General features: G+C 71.1%; 17 protein-coding genes. 15 read left to right on the forward strand and 2 right to left on the reverse strand.

The features are described 5' to 3' along the window. Positions 1-78: 78 nt before the first annotated feature. Entirely contained in the window at positions 79-615 is a 537-nt protein-coding gene (locus J7E89_RS15225; RefSeq protein ID WP_214973800.1) for an HNH endonuclease, read from the reverse strand. Positions 616-857: 242 nt separating this feature from the next. On the opposite strand from J7E89_RS15225, the gene J7E89_RS15230 reads away from it, so the two are divergent. The 14 genes from J7E89_RS15230 (at position 858) to J7E89_RS15295 (ending at position 20183) form a co-directional block, all read left to right on the forward strand. Then, on the forward strand, positions 858-1937 hold the full coding sequence (locus J7E89_RS15230) for a mechanosensitive ion channel family protein (protein ID WP_214973801.1): 1080 nt from the start codon (positions 858-860) through the stop codon (positions 1935-1937). Positions 1938-2128: 191 nt separating this feature from the next. Then, positions 2129-3349: an ROK family transcriptional regulator gene (locus J7E89_RS15235; protein ID WP_214973802.1), complete on the forward strand. Its 1221-nt coding sequence runs from the start codon at positions 2129-2131 to the stop codon at positions 3347-3349. Between the two features lie 75 nt (positions 3350-3424). Beyond that, on the forward strand, positions 3425-4759 hold the full coding sequence (locus J7E89_RS15240; RefSeq protein WP_214973803.1) for an ABC transporter substrate-binding protein: 1335 nt from the start codon (positions 3425-3427) through the stop codon (positions 4757-4759). A 7-nt stretch (positions 4760-4766) separates the two neighbouring features. After that, complete coding sequence (locus J7E89_RS15245) at positions 4767-5735, forward strand: carbohydrate ABC transporter permease (protein WP_214973804.1); 969 nt, start codon at positions 4767-4769, stop codon at positions 5733-5735. A gap of 5 nt (positions 5736-5740) precedes the next feature. Then, complete coding sequence (locus tag J7E89_RS15250; RefSeq protein ID WP_251060579.1) at positions 5741-6607, forward strand: carbohydrate ABC transporter permease; 867 nt, start codon at positions 5741-5743, stop codon at positions 6605-6607. Between the two features lie 14 nt (positions 6608-6621). Continuing rightward, complete coding sequence (locus J7E89_RS15255; protein WP_214973808.1) at positions 6622-7887, forward strand: 6-phospho-beta-glucosidase; 1266 nt, start codon at positions 6622-6624, stop codon at positions 7885-7887. Next, the gene (locus J7E89_RS15260) at positions 7878-8846 is read left to right on the forward strand and encodes a BadF/BadG/BcrA/BcrD ATPase family protein (protein ID WP_214973810.1); all 969 of its coding nucleotides are present in this window, start codon (positions 7878-7880) and stop codon (positions 8844-8846) included. The genes J7E89_RS15255 and J7E89_RS15260 overlap by 10 nt, the downstream gene beginning before the upstream one ends. Before the next feature lie 345 nt (positions 8847-9191). Beyond that, positions 9192-10541, forward strand: coding sequence for a hypothetical protein (locus tag J7E89_RS15265; RefSeq protein WP_374196823.1), 1350 nt, complete (start codon positions 9192-9194; stop codon positions 10539-10541). 7 nt (positions 10542-10548) lie between these two features. Next, complete coding sequence (locus J7E89_RS15270) at positions 10549-11586, forward strand: glutamate ABC transporter substrate-binding protein (RefSeq protein WP_214973812.1); 1038 nt, start codon at positions 10549-10551, stop codon at positions 11584-11586. A 103-nt stretch (positions 11587-11689) separates the two neighbouring features. Beyond that, positions 11690-12973, forward strand: coding sequence for a hypothetical protein (locus tag J7E89_RS15275; protein WP_214973837.1), 1284 nt, complete (start codon positions 11690-11692; stop codon positions 12971-12973). Beyond that, entirely contained in the window at positions 12970-16089 is a 3120-nt protein-coding gene (locus J7E89_RS15280) for a serine/threonine-protein kinase (RefSeq protein ID WP_214973814.1), read from the forward strand. Before J7E89_RS15275 ends, J7E89_RS15280 begins: the two co-directional genes overlap by 4 nt. Before the next feature lie 3 nt (positions 16090-16092). Continuing rightward, positions 16093-17439: a PP2C family serine/threonine-protein phosphatase gene (locus tag J7E89_RS15285; protein ID WP_214973816.1), complete on the forward strand. Its 1347-nt coding sequence runs from the start codon at positions 16093-16095 to the stop codon at positions 17437-17439. Between the two features lie 119 nt (positions 17440-17558). Beyond that, positions 17559-18908 (forward strand): VWA domain-containing protein, encoded by a 1350-nt coding sequence (locus J7E89_RS15290; protein WP_214973818.1) that lies wholly within the window; start codon positions 17559-17561, stop codon positions 18906-18908. 66 nt (positions 18909-18974) lie between these two features. Beyond that, on the forward strand, positions 18975-20183 hold the full coding sequence (locus tag J7E89_RS15295; protein WP_214973820.1) for an FHA domain-containing protein: 1209 nt from the start codon (positions 18975-18977) through the stop codon (positions 20181-20183). A gap of 163 nt (positions 20184-20346) precedes the next feature. Here J7E89_RS15295 and J7E89_RS15300 read toward each other — a convergent pair whose 3' ends face one another. Beyond that, positions 20347-21324, reverse strand: coding sequence for a methyltransferase domain-containing protein (locus J7E89_RS15300; protein ID WP_214973822.1), 978 nt, complete (start codon positions 21322-21324; stop codon positions 20347-20349). 121 nt (positions 21325-21445) lie between these two features. Between J7E89_RS15300 and J7E89_RS15305 the strand changes: the two genes are divergently transcribed. Continuing rightward, on the forward strand, positions 21446-21850 hold the full coding sequence (locus tag J7E89_RS15305) for a globin (RefSeq protein ID WP_214973824.1): 405 nt from the start codon (positions 21446-21448) through the stop codon (positions 21848-21850). Positions 21851-21876: the final 26 nt, after the last annotated feature.

Consider the following 21876-nt stretch of genomic DNA (forward strand, 5'->3'; position numbering starts at 1 on the left):
GCTGCGCGGGGCTTTCCCCGACCCGCCCCTTCCCGAACCGGGGCAAGCCCCGGCTTCGGTAAGGGGCGGCCCGGATCCTCAGGCCGAAACGCCGTCGATCCGAGCGAGCGCATCATCCGCGCCGAACGGCTGCAGGTACGGCAGCCAGCGCGGATCCCGATGCCCGGTCCCGATGATCCGCCAGGCCAGACCGGACGGCGGAGCGGGCTGATGGCGCAGCCGCCAGCCGAGCTCCATCAGGTGCCGGTCGGCCTTGACGTGATTGCAGCGGCGACACGCCGCCACCACGTTCTCCCAGGCGTGCTGACCGCCACGACTGCGCGGAACGACGTGGTCGACGCTGGTTGCGACACCACCGCAGTACATGCAGCGCCCGCCGTCCCTGGCGAAGAGCGCACGGCGGGTGAGTGGAACGGGCCCCCGGTAGGGGACCCGTACGAACCGTTTCAGCCGCACGACGCTGGGTGCGGGGACAGCGCGGGTCGCGCTGTGCATGAAGGCGCCGGATTCCTCGAGGCAGAGAGCCTTGTTCTCCAGTACGAGGACGAGCGCGCGGCGGAGCGGTACGACGCCGAGCGGCTCGTACGACGCATTGAGGACCAGGACATGCGGCACGGATGCCTCCTATTACGCCGGCGGCGCGTGGCTCGCGCCGGGACGATCTGCTCTCAGTCTCCCCTCACCCCTGGTCGAAACGCCACCACGTCCGGGTAACGGGCTGGGAGTGTTTTCGACCACACCACCTTCATGCCCTGGTGAGCCTTGTCTCTCCCTCGAACCACAGCGCCGTACTGAGCAGGATGCCCCGTTAGTGTGGTTGGTCTGCTGTCGTCCCATCCCGCCTGGAGGTACCCGTCGTGCTCTGGTCCGTCCTGTCGGCCGCCGACCCGACGTCGTCGACGTCACCCGAGCCCGTCACCTTCGACGAGGCCGCGCAGAAGGCGAACAACGCCGCGAGCTGGGTCGAGCAGAACTGGTCCACCTGGCTGAGCGTCGGCCTGCGCATTCTGCTGATCGTCGTGATCGCCGCCGTTCTGCGTACGGTCATCCGCCGCTCCCTCACCAAGCTGATAGCCCGCATGAACCGCAGCGCCCAGGCGGTGGAGGGCACCGCGCTCGGCGGCCTCCTGGTGAACGCCGAGCGCCGCCGTCAGCGCTCGGAGGCGATCGGATCCGTGCTCCGGTCGGTCGCGTCGTTCCTGATCCTGGGTACGGCCGCCCTGATGGTGCTCGGCGCACTCAACATCAATCTGGCGCCCCTCCTGGCCTCGGCGGGTGTCGCCGGCGTGGCGCTCGGTTTCGGTGCGCGCAACCTGGTCACCGACTTCCTCTCCGGCGTTTTCATGATCCTTGAGGACCAGTACGGCGTCGGGGACAACATCGACGCGGGCGTCGCGTCCGGCGAGGTCATCGAGGTCGGCCTGCGCGTGACGAAGCTGCGCGGCGACAACGGCGAGATCTGGTACGTCCGCAACGGCGAGATCAAGCGCATCGGCAACCTCAGCCAGGGCTGGGCCACGGCCGGGGTCGACGTGCAGGTGCGCCCGTCGGAGGACCTGGACCGCGTGCGCAAGGTCATCGTCGACACCGCCGACGAGCTCGCCAAGGCAGACCCGTGGAACGAGCTGCTGTGGGGCCCCGTCGAGGTGCTGGGCCTGGACTCGGTGCTGCTCGACTCGATGGTGGTGCGGGTTTCCGCGAAGACCATGCCGGGCAAGGCGCTCGGAGTCGAGCGGGAGCTGCGCTGGCGCATCAAGCAGGCGTTCGACCGTGCGGGCATCCGGATCGTCGGCGGCCAGGCGCTGCTCGGCGAGGACGGTACGCCGGCCGACCCGACGGCGGGCATGTCGGCGCCGTCCGCACTCGCCAGCCCGACGTCCCCGCAGTCCCTCGCGGCGTCTCCGATTCAGCAGGCCCCCACCAACCTCGCGAAGTGACAGAAGCAGTTCGTACGTTCGTTCAGCGCCCCCGCAGGTAACACTTTGGTTGCCGCGGGGGCGCCGTGCGTTGGCGGCTCTTGACGTCCGGCTTGCGTGCGACCTACCTTCATCCCACCCAATAGGAAACTTTCCTAACAGTGATGTTGGGGAGACTGGGTGACTGGGAGCCGAAGGGTGGGTGCATTGCCATGGCCGGACCACCGGGAACGCCGGGAACACCGGGCACGCCGCGCGTTCTGCGGGCGATGAACGACCGCGCCGCCCTCGACCTGCTCCTGGAGCACGGCCCGCTCTCCCGTACCAGGATCGGCAAGCTCACCGGGCTGTCCAAGCCCACCGCCTCCCAGCTGCTCGTCCGCCTGGAGACCGCCGGCCTCGTCGTCGCCACCGGTACGACCGAGGGGCGCCCCGGACCGAACGCGCAGCTCTACGCCGTCAACGCGCGCGCCGCGCACGTCGCCGGCCTCGACGTGACGCCGCAGCGCATCCGCGCCGCCGTGGCCGACATCACGGGCGAGACCGTCGGCGCATACGAAATCCGGACCCCCGGCCGGCGCGCCGAGTCTGCCGTACGCCAGGTGGCCGACGCACTCGACGGCGCGGTGAAGGCGGCCGGGCTCGTACGGGCCGACGTACACCGCGTCGTCATCGGCACACCCGGCGCCTTTGACCCCGGCACCGGACGCCTCCGCTACGCCTCCCACCTCCCCGGCTGGCACTCCCCCACCCTGCTCGACGACCTGGTGGCCGCGCTGCCCATGCCCGTCGAGTACGAGAACGACGTGAACCTCGCCGCCGTCGCCGAGCAGCGGCTGGGCGCCGCCCGGGGGCATCAGGACTTCGTCCTGCTGTGGAACCACGGTGGCCTCGGTGCCGCGCTGGTGATCGGCGGGCAGCTGCACCGGGGCTGGACCGGTGGCGCCGGCGAGGTCGGGTTCATGCCGGTGCCGGGCACTCCGCTCGTACGCCGGGTTACGAAGGCCAACTCCGGCGGCTTCCAGGAGCTGGCGGGCGGCCAGGCCGTGCCCCGCCTGGCCCGGGAGCTCGGCATCGCGGTGCCGCCCGGGGAGACGTACATCGACGAGGCCATCGCGCTGCTCAGCGAGGCTTCGGGAGCCACCGAAGGGCCGTACCAGGAGCTCCTCCAGGCCTTCGCGACGGGGCTCGCGACCGGCCTCGCCTCCATGGTGGCCCTCCTGGACCCCGAGCTGATCGTGCTGTCCGGCGGAGTTCTCGTCGCCGGCGGCGAACTGCTGCGCGCCCTGGTCCAGTCGGAGCTGGCCGAGCTTGCGGCCCCCCGGCCCCGGCTCGTCATCGGTTCCGTACAGGAAGAGCCCGTACTGCGCGGGGCGGTGGAGAGTGCCCTCGCCACCACGCGCGACGAAGTCTTCGACACCTCCTCCCGCTAGCCCTTCCCACTTCCTGCCGCCCCCTCCGTCCCCCTTCCCGTCCCCTCACCCCGTCCGGCCCCTGGGAGCTTTGTCATGCGCGAAAACAGCCGTCTCATCAGCTCAGCCGTCGCCGTCGCCGCGATATCCGTGCTCGCCTCCGCGTGTACGGGCCAGTCGGAGTCCGGCGCGACCGACGACCCGAACGCGAAGACCACGATCACCTTCTGGCACGGCTGGAGCGCCCCGAGCGAGGTGAAGGCGATCCAGGCGAACGTCGACCGCTTCGAGGCGCAGCACAAGAACATCAAGGTCGACGTCGTCGGCAACATCAACGACGACAAGCTCAACCAGGCGCTGCGCGCGGGCGGTTCGAAGGGCCCGGACGTCGTGTCCTCGTTCACGACGTCCAACGTCGGGAAGTTCTGCTCGTCGGGTGCCTTCGCCGACCTCAAGCCCTTCATCGAGAAGTCGAAGCTCGATCTGGAGAAGACCTTCCCGAAGGTGACGCTGGAGTACACGCAGTTCGAGGGCAAGCGGTGCGCGATGCCGCTGCTCGCCGACGCGTACGGCCTCTACTACAACAAGGACGCCTTCAAGAAGGCCGGCATCGCCTCTCCGCCGAAGACCATGTCCGAGCTGACCGCGACCGCGAAGAAGCTGACCAAGGCCAAAGGCGACAGCTACGAGCAGCTCGGCTTCATGCCGAACTTCCACGGCTACGAGACGACCACCGAGCACTACATGGGCAGCTGGGACCAGACGTACTTCGACGCGGACGGCAAGTCGAACATCGCCAAGGACCCGGCCTTCGCCGCCATGTTCACTCAGCAGAAGAAGCTGGTGGACGAGCTCGGCGGCTTCGAGAAGCTGGAGAAGTACCGCGGCACCTTCGGTGACGAGTGGGGCGCCAAGCACCCGTTCCACACCGGCCAGGTCGCGATGCAGATGGACGGTGAGTGGCGGCTGGGCATGGCCGAGGACGCCAAGGTGCCGTTCGAGGTCGGTGTCGCGCCGATGCCCGTCGCCGACGACGAGGCCGACAGCTACGGCAAGGGCTTCCTGTCCGGCACTGTCATGGGCATCGCCCCGGCCAGCAAGAAGCAGAACGCGGCCTGGGAGCTGGTCAAGTTCATGACCACGGACACGAAGGCCGTCGTGGAGTTCGCCAACGCGATCCGCAATGTGCCGTCGACTTTCGACGCGCTGAAGTCGCCGGACCTCAAGCTCGACCCGCGCTTCAAGACGTTCCTGGACATCGCGCAGCACCCGAAGTCCAGCACCCCGGCGGGCGCGGTGAACGGTGCGACGTACCTCCAGACGATCGAGGAGTTCGGCTACCAGTACGAGAAGGGCGCGGTGAAGGACCTGAAGGCCGGCCTGGAGAAGACCGCCGCACAGATCGACACCGACATCGCGAAGGCGAAGTAGTCCTGCGATGAGCACGCACACGCTTCTTTCGAAGCGCCGGCGGTCGGCCCTGGTCGCGAAGCGCCGGAAAACGGCACTGCGGACGGCGGCTTTCATGTCGCCTTGGCTGATCGGCTTCAGCGTCTTCTTCGCGTACCCGCTGCTGTCGACCGTCTATTTCTCCTTCATGCAGTACGACGGTTTCGGTGTCCCCACCTTCAACGGGCTCGACAACTGGACGTACGTCTTCCGCGACTACCCGATGTTCTGGCCGTCGCTGCGCAACACCCTGTGGCTGGTCCTGATCATGGTCACCTGCCGGGTCGTCTTCGGCCTGGGCACCGGCCTGCTGATCACCAAGATCAAGACGGGTACGGGGATCTTCCGCACCCTCTTCTACCTGCCGTTCCTGGCCCCGCCGGTCGCCGCGACGCTCGCCTTCGTCTTTCTCCTCAACCCCGGCACGGGACCCGTCAATTCGGTCCTCGGCGACCTCGGGCTGCCGACCCCCGGCTGGTTCAACGACCCGTCCTGGTCGAAGCCGGCGCTCACCATGCTCGCGGTGTGGGGGATCGGCGACCTCATGGTCATCTTCATGGCCGCGCTGCTCGACGTACCGAAGGAGCAGTACGAGGCGGCGGAGCTGGACGGCGCGTCCGGGATTCAGCGCTTCCGCTTCGTGACCCTTCCCAACATCTCGCCGATCGTGATGTTCTCCGTCGTCACCGGCGTGATCCAGACCATGCAGTACTACACACAGCCGCTGGTCGCGGGGAAGGTCGCCTCCGGCATCATCGGCGGCTCGGGCCAGCAGTTCGAGCCGGGCTACCCCGACAAGTCGACGCTGACACTCCCCCAGCTCGTCTATAACCTCGGCTTCCAGCGCTTCGACTACGGGGCCGCGTGCGTGGTCGCGCTCGTTCTGTTCGCCCTGGCCATGGCCTTCACCGCGCTTTTGATGCGGCGGCGCGGCGGCATCCTCCAGGCAGGTGAATGACAGTCATGACGCACACTCTCGCCACACCCGCCGAGCGCACCGCACGCCGCAAAGCGCTTCTGCACTGGGTCGCCGTCCATTCGCTGGGGATCGCGGCCGCGCTCTTCTTCGTGCTGCCGTTCGTCTTCGTCGTACTGACGTCACTGATGAACGACCAGCAGGCGCTGACCCGCGACCTCACGCCCAACACCTGGGAGTGGGGCAACTACGCCAAGGTGTTCGAGACGCCGGGCTTCGTGACCTGGTGGAGGAACACGCTGCTGTACGCCGGACTCGGCACCGTACTGACGGTCGCCTCGTCCGTCCCGGTGGCGTACGCGCTCGCCAAGTTCCGCTTCCGGGGCCGAAACCTGTCGCTGATGCTCGTCATCTCCATGATGATGCTGCCGCCGCAGGTCATCATCATTCCGATGTACCTGTTCTGGGCGAAGCAGCTCGACCTGTCCGGCACGCTGTGGCCGCTGATCATCCCGATGGCGTTCGGTGACGCGTTCTCGATCTTCCTGCTGCGGCAGTTCCTGCTGACCATTCCGAACGAATACCTGGATGCGGCGAAGGTCGACGGCTGCGGCGAACTCCGCACGCTGATCCGGGTCGTCATCCCGATGGCCAAGCCGGGCATCGCGGCCGTAGCCCTGTTCCAGTTCTTCTACGCCTGGAACGACTACTTCGGACCGCAGATCTACGCCTCCGAGAACCCGGCCGCCTGGACGCTGTCGTACGGACTCGAATCGTTCAAGGGCGCGCACCACACCGACTGGAATCTGACCATGGCCGCGACCGTGCTGGTCATGGCCCCTGTGATCGTCGTCTTCTTCTTCGCCCAGAAGGCATTCGTCGAAGGCGTCACACTGACCGGAGTAAAGGGCTGAGGACGATGGCTGGCATGAAGCTCGCAGTAGTGGGGGGCGGCTCCACCTACACCCCCGAATTGATCGACGGTTTCGCTCGCCTGCGGGACACCCTGCCGATCGAGGAGCTCACCCTCGTCGACCCGGCCGCCGACCGCCTGGACCTGGTGGGCGGCCTCGCCCGCCGCATTTTCGCCAAGCAGGGCCACCCCGGCCGCATCACGACCACCTCCGACCTTGACGCGGGCGTAGCGGGCGCCGACGCGGTGCTGCTGCAGCTCCGGGTGGGCGGGCAGGCCGCCCGCAACAAGGACGAGACGTGGCCGCTGGAATGCGGGTGCGTCGGGCAGGAGACGACGGGCGCCGGCGGTCTCGCGAAGGCGCTGCGTACGGTCCCGGTCGTCCTGGACATCGCCGAGCGGGTACGCCGCGCGAACCCGGACGCCTGGATCATCGACTTCACCAACCCCGTCGGCATCATCACGCGGGCGCTGCTCCAGGCCGGGCACAAGGCGGTCGGGCTGTGCAACGTGGCGATCGGCTTCCAGCGGAAGTTCGCGAAGCTGCTGGAGGTGGCGCCGGCCGACGTACACCTGAACCACGTGGGTCTCAACCACCTCAGCTGGGAGCTGGGGGTACGCCTCGGCGGTCCCGAGGGTGAGGACGTGCTGCCGAAGCTGCTCGCCGAGCACGGGGACGCGATCGCCGACGACCTGCACCTGCCGCGCGCGGTGCTGGACCGGCTGGGTGTCGTCCCGTCCTACTACCTGCGCTATTTCTACGCGCATGACGAGGTGGTGCGGGAGCTCGGGACGAAGCCGTCGCGGGCGGCGGAGGTGGCCGCGATGGAAGCGGAACTCCTGGCCATGTACGGCGATCCGGCCCTGGACGAGAAGCCCCCGCTGCTGGCGAAGCGCGGCGGCGCATTCTATTCGGAAGCGGCGGTGGATCTGGCGGCGTCACTGCTGGGCAACGGCGGCAGTCCCGTGCAGGTCGTCAACACGTACAACAACGGCACGCTGCCGTTTCTGGCGGACGACGCTGTCATCGAGGTCCAGGCGCGGGTCGACCGGACGGGCGCCACACCGCTGGCCGTGCCCGAGCTCGACCCGCTGTACGCGGGGCTCATCGCGAATGTGACGGCGTACGAGGACCTCGCACTGGAGGCCGCGCTGCGCGGCGGACGCGACCGCGTCTTCAAGGCGCTGCTCGCACACCCCCTGATCGGCCAGTTCGAGTACGCCGACGGGCTCACCGACCGGCTGATCGCACACAACCGGGAGCACCTGGCGTGGGCGTGAGCGCGGCGGTTGTCGCCATCGACGCAGGCAACAGCAAGACGGATGTGGCGGTGGTCGGGCCGGACGGGTCGGTCCTGTCCGCGACCCGGGGCGGTGGCTTCCAGCCGCCGGTGGTCGGGGTCGGGGCGGCGGTCGACGCGCTGGCGGAGACGGTCGGGCGGGCTCTGGAGGAGGCGGGGGTGGAGGAGGCCGAACACGTCTCCGCCTGCCTCGCCAACGCCGATCTCCCGGTCGAGGAGGAGGAGTTGGCGGCGGCCGTCCACGCGCGCGGGTGGGGGCGTACGACGGAGGTCCGCAACGACACCTTCGCGATCCTGCGGGCGGGTGTCGACGAGCCGCGCGGCGTCGCGGTGGTCTGCGGCGCGGGCATCAACTGCGTCGGCATGCTCCCGGACGGGCGCACGGCCCGCTTTCCCGCGATCGGCCGGCTCTCCGGCGACTGGGGCGGCGGCGGAGGTCTCGCGGACGAGGCGATCTGGTTCGCGGCGCGGGCGGAGGACGGCCGGGGGGAGCGCACGGAGCTGGCGCACGCCTTGCCGGCGCACTTCGGGCTGCCGTCGATGTACGCGCTGATCGAGGCGCTGCATCTGGGGCGGATCGCGCCGGGGCGGCGGCATGAACTGGCCCCCGTGCTCTTCGCTGTGAGCGCGGAGGGGGACCGGGTCGCCCGGTCGATCGTGTACCGCCAGGCGGAGGAGGTGGTCGCGATGTCGACGGTGGCGCTCGGCCGGCTGGATCTGCTCGCCGGGGAGGCCCCTGTGATGCTGGGCGGCAGTGTCCTGGCGGCTCGCCATCCGGAGCTGGACGACCGCATCGCGGCGCTGATGTCGGACCGGGCCCCGAAGGCGGTACTGCGCGTGGTGACGGCACCGCCGGTGCTGGGGGCGGCGCTGCTGGGCCTTGACCGTACCGGGGCGGGGCCTGCGGCGCGTGAACGGTTGCGCGCGCACTACGCGTGAGGGGGCGGGTGCGGGTGCGGGTTCCGGAGCCTGCGGCGCTTTCCCCGACCCGCCCCTTCCCGAAGCTGGGGGCAAGCCCCCAGACCCCAGACAGCGCAGACGCCCTGCGGGCGTGTCCTCAATCGCCGGACGGGCTCCTATGGAGCCCCTCCGGCGATTGAGGAGCGCGGGTAGGGGAACAGCCCCGCAGGGACTCGGGCTGGGAACCGAACACGTCCCCCCTGCGTATACAGGAGGGGGATCAGAACGCACAAAGCGCCTTGATCGGCACAAGATCGAGTCAATCGTGGTGTGGATACCGGCCCCTGCGGCCATACTGCTTGCCGGGACCGAGGGGGAGGTCAAGTGGCACACCCGCCGAACGTGCGCGAAGCGCAACCGCCCGCGCGGACCACCGCGTGGTCGGAAGGCGTGGACCGGCTGCGCGCCGGCGCCACGACCGAACCCGGCCGGCTCCGCATCATCGGCGCCCTCGTGGCCGCACTCGTCGTCGCCTTCGGAGCGGCGACCGCCTGGGAGATCTCCGACCGCGCGGCCGCCGCCGACGCCGTGGTCACCCGCAGCCAGCCACTGAGTGCCGACGCCGCGAGCATCTACCGTTCCCTCGCCGACGCCGACTCCGCCGCCGCCAACGGATTCCTGGCGGGGGCACAGGAACCGCAGGACGTGCGCGAGCGGTACGAGGACGACATCGCCACCGCATCCGCCCTGCTCGTGAAGGCCGCCGCCAACACGGAAAGCACCAGCGCCTCCGGACGCGAGATCGCCGTACTCAACACCCAACTCCCCCAGTACACCGGTCTGATAGAGCGCGCCCGCGCCAATAACCGCCTCGGTCTCCCCCTCGGCGGCGCCTACCTGCGGTACGCGAACGAGCGCATGACCACCAAGCTGCTCCCCGCCGCCGAGCGGCTGTACAAGGCGGAGACCAGCAGACTCGGGGACGACTACGACGACGCCCGGGTGTGGCCGTTCATCGGGCTGGGGCTCGGAGTCCTCGCGCTGGGCGGCCTCGCCTGGGCCCAGCGGCGCAATTACCTGCGTACGAACCGGGTGTTGAACCACGGTCTGCTGGCCGCGAGCGTCGCTTCCGCCGTCGTCCTGCTGTGGCTGGGCGTAGGGCACGCCGTGGCGCGGGCCGACCTCAAGGACGCCATGACGAACGGCCAGAAGTCGCTCGAAGTCCTCAACGACGCGCGCATCAACTCGCTCAACGCCCGCGCCAACGAAAACCTCACTCTCGTCGCGCGCGGCGCCGTACTGGCCGAGGACGGCAAGCGCGACCTGTACGAGTCGCAGTACGCCGACGGCATGAAGGTCCTCGTGCAGCGCCTCGCGGACGCGAGCAAGCTCGCCGACGATCTGCGGGGCAGCGCGCCCGTGACGGACGCGACCACCAAGGCCGCCGAGTGGCGCAAGCGGCACACCACCGCGCGCGCCACCGACGACGGCGGCGACTACGAAGGCGCCCTGGCGAAGGTCATCGGAGCCAAGGGCTCCACCGGCGAGTGCTTCAACGGGGTCGACGCGGCGCTGGAGAAGGCGCTCGCCCACGAGCAGGCGGAGTTCACCCGGGCAGCCGAGGGCAGCCGGGGCGCGCTCACCGGCCTGCCGCTCGGCGCCGCGGTCCTGGCGGTGCTGGGCGCGGCGGGCGCCGTGCTCGGCATCGGGCGCAGGCTTTCGGAGTACAGGTGAACAGGTGATGCGGGTGGGAGGAGGCGCGGTGACCAGGAGCGGCAGCAGGGTCAGGGCCGTGGGCGGTACCGGCAGCAGGCTGCGCGGCTGGGGCGGAGTGGCCGGCATGGCCGCGGCCTGCGCGCTGACGGCCGCGGCGACGCTGCTGCCGCTCTCCCACGGCGCCGGGGACGGGCAGGGCTCGGACGCGGTGGGGCAGCGGGTGGCGCGGGCGGTCCCCGCACGGGCGGACATCTGCGAGGAGCCGGAGCGCAGCCTGCGGCCCTCGAATGCGGACGGCCCCGCGATCGAGAAGATCAAGGCGCGCGGCAAGCTGATCGCCGGCGTCGACCAGAACAGCTTCCGCTGGGGCTACCGCAATCCGGCCACCGGTGACCTCGAAGGCTTCGACATCGACCTGGTGCGTGCCATAGCGGCGGACATCCTCGGCGACCCCGACAAGGTCATCTACCGCGCGATACCCACCAATCAGCGCATCCTCGCCCTCCAGGAGGACAGGGTCGACGTCGTCGTCAGGACGATGACGGTCAACTGCAACCGGATCAAGGACGTCGCGTTCTCGACCGCCTACTTCCAGGCAGGGCAGCAGGTGCTCGCCCCGAAGAAATCGACGGTCAAGGGCTACGACTCCTCGCTCGCCGGCAAGAAGGTCTGTACGGCGAAGGGCTCGACGGCGTACGACGCGCTGGCCGCGAAGTCGTTCGGCGCGAAGTTCGAAGGTCTCACCGTGTCCAACCAGCTGGACTGCCTGGTCCGGCTCCAGCTCGGCGAGGTCGACGCCGTGGTGACTGACAACGCCCTGGCGGCCGGCCAGGCGGCGCAGGATCCGGCGGTCGAGCTCAAGGGCGAACCGTTCACTCAGGAGTACTACGGCGTCGCGGCGAAGCTCGGCAGCGACGACTTGGTACGCCGGCTGAACCAGGTCCTCGACGACTACCGCGAGGGCGGCGAGACCGGCCCGTGGATGACGGCGTACGCCAAGTGGCTGAAGGACGACCTGCCAGGCATCAAGAAGCCGCCGGAGCCGAAGTACCGGGACAATTGAGCCGGTTGAATCCTGGGCAGAACGACACGGGGCAGTACATCGGGGAAGCGGAAGAGCGGAGAGGTGATCGATGAGCGTGGCGGCGGGTGCCACCGGGCCGGTGATGGACCGGGACGAGGTGGACCGCGCGCTGGCGCGGCTCGGCGCGGAGTACGAGGCGATCGAGAGCTCGCTCCTCGCGTTGCAGGACCACGCCGGCCGCAGGCTGCTCGAAGGCGCCGAGCTGACGGGCACCACGCTGGACCGCTGGACCGCGACCGAGCCGGCCATCACCCTGCTGTGGTCGTACTTCGACACGTACACCGCCACCTTGCGCGCCGCCCGTGAGCTGCGGTCGCGGCGGCGCTTCCCCAATCGCCAGGACCTGTCCGAGCTGACCGACATCCTGCGCGGCGCGAGCGTGACCGTGGCGGGCGGCGCGTCCGTCCCCACCGCTCCGTCGATCACGGGGCCCGCCAAGCTCTCAGAGCGGCTGACCCTGGCGGAGCTGGTGTCCCGGATGAACGATCTGTACGCGCAGTCGCTCGACATGGTCGTCACCGCTGACGCGGTGTGGTCCGCGCTCCCCGCGCGTATCGACCTCCTGGCGGCCGAGCTCCAGCGCACGCGTTCGCTGGCGCACTCCGTCGGCGTACGGCCCGGTGAGCATCCGTCGGGTGACGACCTGGAGTCGATCACTCGCGAGCTGACGGCGCTGCGCACCCAGGTCGTGACCGACCCGCTCGCCTTCTGGCGCCCCGGGCTGGGCAGTTCGGCGCCGGGCGGCGGCCGCCCCGACACCGAGCGCTACGACCGGGCGGCCCGCGCGCTGGAGGACGTCAGGCGCGAGATCGACGCGGTGCTCACCGTACGACAGGACGCCGAGCAGCGGCTGGTCCGGCTGCGCGACACGCTCTCGCGCGCGGACCGCACACTGACCGAGGCAAGGTCGGCGCGCGGCGAGGTGCTGGCGAAGATCGCCGCGTCCGAGGTGCCGGCGGTCGGCGGGCCGCCGACCGCGCTCCAGGAGCAGCTGGTGCTGGCGGCCGAATACCGCAGGCACGCCCAGTGGCACCGGCTGTCGCCGCTGCTTGAGTCCCTGGAGCGCGAGGCCGAGGACGAGCTGATGCGTGCGCGGGAGTCGTTGACCGCGGTCACCGCGCCACTGGCGGTCCGGGCCGAGCTGCGCGGCCGGCTCGACGCGTACCGGGCGAAGGTCGCCCGGCACGGCATGGCGGAGGACCCGCTGCTGATCGAGCGGTACGACGCGGCCCGCCGCATGCTGTGGAGCGCGCCGTGCGACCTGCGGGTCGCCGAGCAGGCGGTACTGCGGTACCAGCAGGCGGCGGCGGAAGTCCTGGTGCCGCGACGCAACGAGCCCAGCGACCGGACGGGGAGCACGTCATGAGCCAGTGTCAGCGCCCCGGGTGCGAGGGATCGTACGAGGACATGGGCGGCGGCGAGTTCTACTGCGACACCTGCGGGCTCGCGCCGGTCGTGTCGCCGACGGGCATGCTGTCGTCGCCGCCGACCGGGATGGCGGCGGGCGGCCGCAGCAGCAGTACGTCCGGGCGCAGTGGCAGCGCGCGGGCCTCGTCGCGCTCTTCCTCGCGTTCGTCGCGGTCCTCGACCTCGCGCCGTTCGGTCTCCGGGCGCCTCTCGCGCTCCCTGTCCGGCACGGCCACGTCCGGGCGGTCGGTGTCGGTCCGCAGTTCCGGCGCGTCGTCGGGCTCGTCCGGGCGCAACCGGCTGGGCGCGGGGCTGGTCTCCATACCGGACGTGCCGCGCCCCGATCCGCAGTCCGCCGTGATGAAGAACCCGGAGGTCCCGGAGCGCAAGAGGTTCTGCTCGCGCTCCGACTGCGGGGCGCCGGTGGGGCGTTCGCGCGGGGACAGGGCCGGGCGTACGGAAGGCTTCTGCACGAAGTGCGGGCACCCGTACTCCTTCGTGCCGAAGCTGGGCGCCGGGGACATCGTGCACGGCCAGTACGAGGTCATGGGCTGCCTGGCGCACGGCGGCCTCGGCTGGGTCTATCTGGCCGTCGACCGCGCGGTGTCGGACCGGTGGGTCGTACTCAAGGGCCTACTGGACACGGGCGATCAGGACGCGATGGCGGCGGCGATCTCTGAGCGGCGCTTCCTCGCCGAGATCGAGCACTCCAACATCGTCCGCATCTACAACTTCGTCGAGCACCTCGACCAGCGCACCGGCTCCATGGACGGCTACATCGTCATGGAGTACGTCGGCGGCAAGTCGCTCAAGGAGATCGCGAACGAGCGGCGCGGCGCGGCGGGGCGGCGGGATCCGCTGCCGGTCGAGCAGGCCTGTGCATACGGCATCGAGGCGCTGGAGGCGCTGGGGCACTTGCACAGCCGGAATTTGCTCTACTGCGACTTCAAGGTCGACAACGCGATCCAGCAGCAGGACCAGCTCAAGCTCATCGACATGGGCGCGGTCCGCAGGATGGACGACGACGAGAGCGCGATCTACGGCACGGTGGGGTACCAGGCACCGGAGGTCGCGGAGGTCGGCCCGTCCGTCGCCTCCGACCTCTATACGGTGGCGCGCACGCTGGCTGTGCTGACCTTCGACTTCCAGGGCTACACGAACATCTTCGTGGACAGCCTGCCGGACCCCGGCAACATCGAGGTGTTCCGGCGGTACGAGTCCTTCTACCGGCTGCTGGTACGGGCGACCGACCCCGACCCGGCGCGGCGATTCGCGTCGGCGGCGGAGATGGCGGAGCAGCTGACGGGCGTGCTGCGGGAGGTCGTGGCCCTCCAGACGGGCCGCCCGCGCCCGGCACTTTCGACGCTGTTCGGGCCGGAACTGCGGGTGCCGGACACGCAGTTGTTCGCGGAGCTGACGGGTGATGTCTCGCAGCTGGGCGGCCGGGCCGTGCCGACGGGGCGAAGGGCGCGACGCGCGGCAGCGAGGGCGGCCTTGGGCGGCGGTGCGGGTTCGGGTTCGGGTTCGGGTGCCATTCCGGCGCAGGGCATCGGTCCTGGCGCGGGTGGCGGGGCTCCGGGTCCCGGCGGATACGCGGGCGCGGCCGCCGTACCGGCGCAGGGCGCCGGGGGCGGGCCGCTCCCCGGCACCGTGGCGGCACCCCTCGTCAGCGCGCCGGGCGCCACGGGTCCCGGCGGAGCCGGAGGTTACGGAGCGACCCACCGCAGCGCTTCCTCCGGCGCTGCCGGCAGCGGCGGCTACCCGGCACCGGTTCCACCGCCCGCCGCACCGCAAGGCCCGGGCGCTCAGCCGACGGGTTACGCCGCCCCGGGCCCACAGCCCGGGACGTACGCGACCGCCGGAGCGCCCGGCAGTGACCACGGGCCCAGCACCCACGTCGGCGAAGCCGGTGCGCAGCCCGGTGGTTACACCGGGCCCGGCGCGCAGCCCGGAACCTACGCGGCCCCCGGCGCACAGCCCGGCAGCCTCCCGGCGCCCGCCGCCCAGGCCGGTAGCGTCCAGGCCGGAGCCCCCTACGCCGCCACCCAGGCCGGCGTTCCCGCGCCCGTCTCCGTGCCCGGGGGCATCGCGCCGCCGGGGGCCGCTCCCGGGGTCGGGCCCGGCGGCGTACCGGCGCTGTCTCCGTACCTCGCGCCCCTGGAGGCGGGGGCCACCGCGCTCGCGCTGCCCGTGCCGCGCGTCGACCCGAACGACCCCAACGCCGGGTTCCTCGCCGGCCTGATGGCTTCCGCGCCCGCGGAACTCATCGCCGCGCTCCAGTCCGCGCCGGGCGACTCCGTCGAGCGCCGGCTGCGCGAGCTGCGCGCCCGGCTGGAGATGGACGAATACGCCACCGCCGCCGAGGCGTTGTACGCCCTGGAGCTCCAGCACCCCGACGACTGGCGAGTCGTCTGGTACCGGGGCATCGCCTCCCTCGTCTCGGGGGACAACGAGAACGCCGCGCTGTCCTTCGACGCGGTGTACGACGCGTTCCCCGGCGAGGCCGCGCCCAAGCTCGCCCTGGCCGTGTGCGCCGAAGTCCTCGGGCAGCTCGACAACGCCGCCGAGTACTACCGCCTCGTCTGGGTGACCGACCCGAGTTACGTGAGTGCCGCCTTCGGGCTGGCGAGGGTCCAGCTCGCCGCCGGCGACCGGCCCGGCGCCGTACAGACGCTGGAGTCCGTGCCCGAGGTGTCGATCCACTACACGGCGGCCCGGGTCGCCGCCGTGCGCGCGCGCCTTCGCCGGCGCGCCCCGCAGGACGGGACGCTCGTCGACGATCTGACAGCGGCCGCCGCCCAGGTGGAAGCGCTGCGGGACTTCGGACTCGACGCCGTACGCCGGGAGCAGCTGTCCACCGAGGTGCTGGGCACGGCCCTGGACTGGGTACTCTCCGGTGGGCACGGGGCTCGCCCCGCGCAGACCGCGCTGCTCGGCAGCGAACTGGACGAGCGCGGCCTGCGCTTCGGTCTGGAACGCTCGTACCGGGTACTTGCCCGGCTCGCCCAGCGCGGCGAGGAGAGGATCGACCTGGTGGAACGGGCCAACCGTTTCCGCCCCCGGACCTGGGTGTGAAAGATGTCGCAGATGCGCCAGCTGCCTGCTGAGCCGACCTGTCCCGGCTGTGAAGAGCCGCTGGAGCCGGGCGACTTGTTCTGCGGGGCGTGCGGGTACGACCTGTCGGCCCTGTCGCAGCCGCCGGGGGACCACCCCACGGTGGCCATCACGGTCGCGCCGAGCGCCGCAGCCGCGGGCGGGGGCGCGTGCGGGGGCGCAGGCGCGACGGAGCCCGGCACGGACGTGCCGTCGGCGGCCGTACGGTACGACAATCCGCCCCCGGCGGCGTCGGAGACCGGCGACTTCGCGCTGGCAGCGCCGGTAGCCGCCGTACCCGCGCAGCCGCAGCCGCTGCCAGAGCCGCAGCCCGTTGATCCGCAGCCCGTCGACCCCCGCTCCGTCGCGCCCGGGCCGACACCCCCGTCCGGCACGCTCGCCAAGGTGTGCGTCGCGTGCCGTACCGGCCGGATCGACGACGACGGCTACTGCGAGAACTGCGGCCACGCCCAGCCCCGCGAGCGCGACCACATGGAGCAGGAGCTGGACGCGGTCGCCGCCGTCAGCGACCGCGGGCTGCGCCATCACCGCAACGAGGACTCGTTCGCGGTCTCGTCGGCGGCCCTGCCCGACGGTTCGCCCGCCGTCGTCGCGATCGTCTGCGACGGCGTGTCGTCGGCGACCCGCCCCGACGAGGCGTCGGCAGCCGCCGCGATCGCCGCCAACGAGGCTCTCCTGGAGTCCCTGCCGCGCGGCACGCACCCGCAGCAGGCGATGCACGAGGCGATCGTAGCGGCGGCCGAGTCGGTCAACTCCCTTGCGACGGACACCGGTCACGCCGTGGAGCACGACCCGAACCACCACACCAACGCGCCCGCCTGCACCCTGGTCGGCGCGATCGTCGCCAGCGGCCTGCTCGTCGTCGGCTGGGTCGGCGACAGCCGCGTCTACTGGGTGCCCGACGACCGCACCGCGCCCCCCGCCCGCCTCACCGAGGACGACTCGTGGGCAGCCCAGATGGTGGCCGCGGGTCTGATGAACGAGGCGGAGGCGTACGCCGACGAGCGCGCCCACGCCATCACGGGCTGGCTCGGCGCCGACGCGTACGAACTGGAGCCGCACACCGCTTCCTTCAAGCCGGACCGGCCGGGCGTGGTGGTCGTGTGCACCGACGGCCTGTGGAACTACGCGGAGGCGGCGCAGGAGATGGCGCAGGCCGCACCGGCCGATGCCGCCGTACGGCCGCTGCACTGCGCCCAGGTGTTGGTGGGGCACGCGCTCGACGGCGGGGGCCACGACAACGTAACAGTGGCCGTGCTGCCGTTCGCCATGCCGGAGCAAGGGGCAGGATCGGCCTACGGCACGGCGTAAGGCCCCTGCATCCCCTGTATCCCCGACCGCACACGCCACTCTCTCACCGCCTTCACCACCTGTCCTGTGCGGTGGAGTCGAGGCGAGACCGTCCGTCCGTCCCGAGGAGCCGATTGACCATGGCCAATTTCTCCAAGTCGCATGTGCCGCAGTTCTCCGTCGACGTGTACCAGAACGAGTACCTGCCGGAGGGCGGCCGCGAGGTCAACGCGATCGTCACCGTGACATCGACCGGGGGCGGCACGAGCGGCGCCGCGTACATACCGGCGGGGCAGCGGCAGGGGCAAGGCGTGCCGAGCGCCGCCGTCGTGATCATGGTGGATTGCTCCGGCTCGATGGAGTACCCGCCGACGAAGATGCGCAACGCGCGCGAGGCCACGGCGGCCGCCGTCGACACCCTGCGCGACGGCGTCGCCTTCGCCGTGGTCAGCGGTACGCACGTCGCCAAGGAGGTCTACCCGGGCAACGGGCGCCTCGCGACTGCGAACGAGGTGACCAGGGCGCAGGCCAAGGAGGCCCTGTACAGGCTGAGCGCGGGCGGCGGCACGGCCATCGGCACGTGGCTGCGCCTGGCGGACCGCCTGCTCGGCCAGGCCGAAGTACCCATCCGGCACGGCATTTTGCTGACCGACGGACGTAACGAGCACGAGACTCCGAAGGACCTGCAGGCCGCGCTCGAAGCCTGCGCGGGCCGCTTCACCTGTGACGCGCGTGGCGTCGGTACGGACTGGGAGGTCAAGGAGGTCACCGGCATCGCCTCGGCGCTGCTCGGCACGGCCGACATCGTCGCCGACCCCAGCGGCCTTTCCGCGGACTTCACGCAGATGATGGAGAGCGCGATGGGCAAGGAGGTCGCGGACGTGGCGCTGCGGCTGTGGACGCCCGTCGGGGTGGAGATCAGGTTCGTCAAGCAGGTGGCGCCGGCGGTCGAGGACCTGACCGGGCGGCGCACCGAGGTGGGCCCGCGCGCCGGGGACTACCCGACGGGCTCCTGGGGCGACGAGTCCCGCGACTACCACGTGTGCGTGAGGGTGCCGGAGGTCGGCATCGGCCAGGAGATGCTGGCGGCCCGCGTCTCCCTCGTCCTCCCCGACCCGTCGGGCGGTGGTACGCCGCAAACGCTCTCCCAGGGGCTCGTACGGGCGGTGTGGACGGACGACATGGTCGCGTCCACCTCCATCAACCCGCAGGTGGCGCACTACACGGGCCAGGCAGAACTGGCACAAGTCATCCAACAAGGGCTTGATGCGCGCAAGTCGGGTGATTTCGATGGAGCGACGGCGAAGCTGGGCCGTGCGGTGCAGCTGGCAGCCGCTTCCGGGAACGCGGACACCGCGAAACTGCTTTCGAAGGTGGTGGACGTCGTCGACGCGACGACGGGTACTGTGCGACTCAAGGCGAAGGTCGCAGAGGCGGACGAGATGACCCTCGAAACGCGCTCGACCAAGACAGTTCGCGTCAAGAAGTAACCAAAAAGCTGCGAGAAGTACCGATTTAGGGCCTTCGGGCCGAACGAGAGAGGGGGAAGCGCCGACATGCCGACCTGCCCGAACGGACACCAGTCGGGTTCCGACGACTGGTGCGAGGTCTGCGGCCATCGCATGGCCGGCGCCGTGCCGCCGCCTCCCCCGCCGCCGCCACCCGCTCCCGGTTACGGCTACCCGCAGGGCCCCGGCCCTGGGCCTGGGCCTGGGCCTGGGCCTGGGCCTGGGCCTGGGCCTGGAGGCGCCCCCTCCGGTTACGGCTTCCCGCCGCCCGGGCCGGACGCCACCGCCCAGGCGGAAATCTGCCCGCAGTGCCGCACCCCGCGCGAGGCCATGGCCCCGTTCTGCGAGGAGTGCCGCTGGAACTACCTGACGAACACGGCGACGTCTTACACGCCGGTCGCCCCGCAGAACTCCGGTCCCGGTCCCGGTCTCAACCTGCCGCCCGGCTTCCAGGCGCAGCGTCCGGGTCCGCCGCCGCCCCCGCAGGCGCAGCAGCCCTCTCAGCCTCCGCATGCCCGTGACCCGTACGAGTACCAGAGCTCGCGGCCGTCGCAGATGAACCGGCCGGCCGAGCCGCTGGCGCCCGAGCAGTCGGGCGTGCAGGCCCCGCCGCACGTCTTCCAGCAGCAGCCGCCGTTCCAGCAGCAGCCGCAGCCGGGTCCGCCGCCTCCGTCCTTCCAGCAGCAGGCACCGCCCGCACCGCCGCAGCACCAGCAGCCGCCGGCGCCCCCGCAGCGGGACAGCAACGGCGACGACGACTGGATGCTGCCCCCGCCGTCCCAGCAGCAACAGCAGCAGCAACAACAACAACAGTCGCCGCCCCAGCAGCAGTACCAGGCGCCCGCTCCGGCGGCCGGCTGGACCGCGACCGTGGGTCCCGACCGTGAGTACTTCATGGCGATGATGCAGCGCAGCGGTCCCGACGCCGCGGGCCTCAACCTGCCCGCGTACTCGCCCGAGCAGCAGCGCCCGCTCACCGGCAACCAGATCACCATCGGCCGCCGCCGCCACAGCACGGGTGAGGCCCCCGACATCGACCTGTCCGTACCGCCGGAGGATCCGGGCGTATCGCACCAGCACGCGGTCCTGGTGCAGCAGCCGGACGGCTCCTGGGCCGTGGTCGACCAGAACTCGACCAACGGCACCACGGTCAACGGCGCCGAGGACCCGATCCAGCCCTACGTCCCGATCCCGCTCCAGGACGGCGACCGCGTCCACGTGGGCGCGTGGACGACGATCACGGTCCGCCGGGGTTAAAGATCTGGTTATCCGGACGAGGCTGACGTTGCCCTTCCTGGGCAACGTCAGCCCCTCCGGCGTTTGAGGAGCGGGGTCCGGGGCGGAGCCCCCCACGCGGCAGAGCCGCAAAGTGTCACAGCGGGAAGGGGCGGGTCGGGGAAAGCCCCGCGCAGCGGCCCGCCTACGCCCCCGCCGCCCCACCCAGCAGCGGCCACGCATACGGCCCCCGCGGATCATCCAGCCAAGCCCACTCCCCCTCCTCCGTGACCGTGACCCCGAACCGTTCCCGCGACGGCCGCTTCTCCCGGTGCCACAGCGTGAGCGCCTCGTGCGGATCCAGGCTGCCCGCGGTCAGGCTGAGCATGAACCGGAACAGGTCGTTCTCCAGCGCCCGCCGCGGCAACCCGCCCAGCTGCCTGGGCGCGGCCTCCGCCGTTGTCCCGCGCAGCGGGACGAAGTACGCCGGGGTGTGCAGGAAGTGCCCCTCCGCGTGCGACGCGTCCCGTACGTCCAGCGCGATCAGCCCCGTCGCCAGCGGCGCCAGAATCCGCGCCCCCGGCCGGCACTGGGCGAGCCAGGCGCGCGGTACGGACGGCACCGCGCACGTCGCGATGATCCGGTCGAAGGGAGCCCGCGCCGGACAGCCGCGCGCCCCGTCGCCCGTGACCACAGCCGGGTGGTAGCCGGCCGCCTCCAGATGCTTGCGAGCCGACTCGGTGATCTCCGGATCGAGGTCGACCGTCGTCACCAGATCGTCGCCGAGCCGATGCGAGAGCAGCGCCGCGTTGTAGCCGGTCCCCGCGCCGATCTCCAGCACGGCGTTCCCGTCCCGTACGTCCAGCTCCTCCAGCATCCCGGCCATCAGCGACGGCTGGCTGCTGGAGGAGACCAGCTCGCCACCGCGTATGCGGGTGGCCAGGGGCGTGTCCGAGTAGACACCCTCCAGCCAGCGCTGCCGCCGCGCCGGATCGGGGTCCTCGCCCCACAGCCGCTGGTAGCCCGCCGGGCCACCGACGAAGTAGTACGGCACGAAGAGGTGCCGCGGGACCTCGGTGAAGGCCGCGCGCCAGGCGGGGTCGTCGAGGGCCCCGGCCGCCGCCATCTCCCGTACCAGTGCCGCGCGGGCCTCTGCGTACATGTCAACTTGGTGTGCGCCCATACGCCCACTGTCGCGCGACGCCGCCCGCGAGGCGAGTACCCGGGAGCCGTAGCCGTGGCCGTGGATCGGGGGTGGTCCTAGGCCCAAGGTCCTCCGCCGCCGCGTCTGAGACGATGGACGCGTGAATGAGATTCCGCGCGGCACGCTTCAGGAGCAGACCTTCTACGAGCAGGTCGGCGGCGAGGAGACCTTTCGGCGCCTGGTCCACCGCTTCTACCAGGGAGTCGCGGAGGATCCGCTGCTCAAGCCCATGTACCCGGAGGAGGATCTGGGCCCCGCCGAGGAGCGGCTTGCCCTCTTCCTGATGCAGTACTGGGGCGGCCCCCGCACGTACAGCGACAACCGCGGCCACCCGCGCCTGCGGATGCGGCACGCGCCGTTCACGGTCGACAAGGCCGCGCACGACGCCTGGCTGAAGCACATGCGCGTTGCCGTCGACGAGCTCGGGCTCTCCGAGGAGCACGAGCAGCAGCTGTGGAACTACCTGACGTACGCCGCCGCGTCGATGCTGAACACCGACGGCTGATCTGCCGCTGACGCGGCACATTGCGG

Origin of the sequence: Streptomyces sp. ISL-100 (assembly GCF_018614615.1) — a bacterium.
Taxonomy (GTDB): domain Bacteria; phylum Actinomycetota; class Actinomycetes; order Streptomycetales; family Streptomycetaceae; genus Streptomyces.

Coding starts and splice junctions, on each gene's coding strand:
- J7E89_RS15235 (WP_214973802.1), top strand. CDS start 2,129: ATGGCCGGACCACCGGGAACGCCGGGAACACCGGGCACGCCGCGCGTT.
- J7E89_RS15240 (WP_214973803.1), top strand. CDS start 3,425: ATGCGCGAAAACAGCCGTCTCATCAGCTCAGCCGTCGCCGTCGCCGCG.
- J7E89_RS15245 (WP_214973804.1), top strand. CDS start 4,767: ATGAGCACGCACACGCTTCTTTCGAAGCGCCGGCGGTCGGCCCTGGTC.
- J7E89_RS15250 (WP_251060579.1), top strand. CDS start 5,741: ATGACGCACACTCTCGCCACACCCGCCGAGCGCACCGCACGCCGCAAA.
- J7E89_RS15255 (WP_214973808.1), top strand. CDS start 6,622: ATGAAGCTCGCAGTAGTGGGGGGCGGCTCCACCTACACCCCCGAATTG.
- J7E89_RS15270 (WP_214973812.1), top strand. CDS start 10,549: ATGCGGGTGGGAGGAGGCGCGGTGACCAGGAGCGGCAGCAGGGTCAGG.
- J7E89_RS15275 (WP_214973837.1), top strand. CDS start 11,690: ATGGACCGGGACGAGGTGGACCGCGCGCTGGCGCGGCTCGGCGCGGAG.
- J7E89_RS15280 (WP_214973814.1), top strand. CDS start 12,970: ATGAGCCAGTGTCAGCGCCCCGGGTGCGAGGGATCGTACGAGGACATG.
- J7E89_RS15285 (WP_214973816.1), top strand. CDS start 16,093: ATGTCGCAGATGCGCCAGCTGCCTGCTGAGCCGACCTGTCCCGGCTGT.
- J7E89_RS15290 (WP_214973818.1), top strand. CDS start 17,559: ATGGCCAATTTCTCCAAGTCGCATGTGCCGCAGTTCTCCGTCGACGTG.
- J7E89_RS15295 (WP_214973820.1), top strand. CDS start 18,975: ATGCCGACCTGCCCGAACGGACACCAGTCGGGTTCCGACGACTGGTGC.
- J7E89_RS15300 (WP_214973822.1), bottom strand. CDS start 21,324: ATGGGCGCACACCAAGTTGACATGTACGCAGAGGCCCGCGCGGCACTG.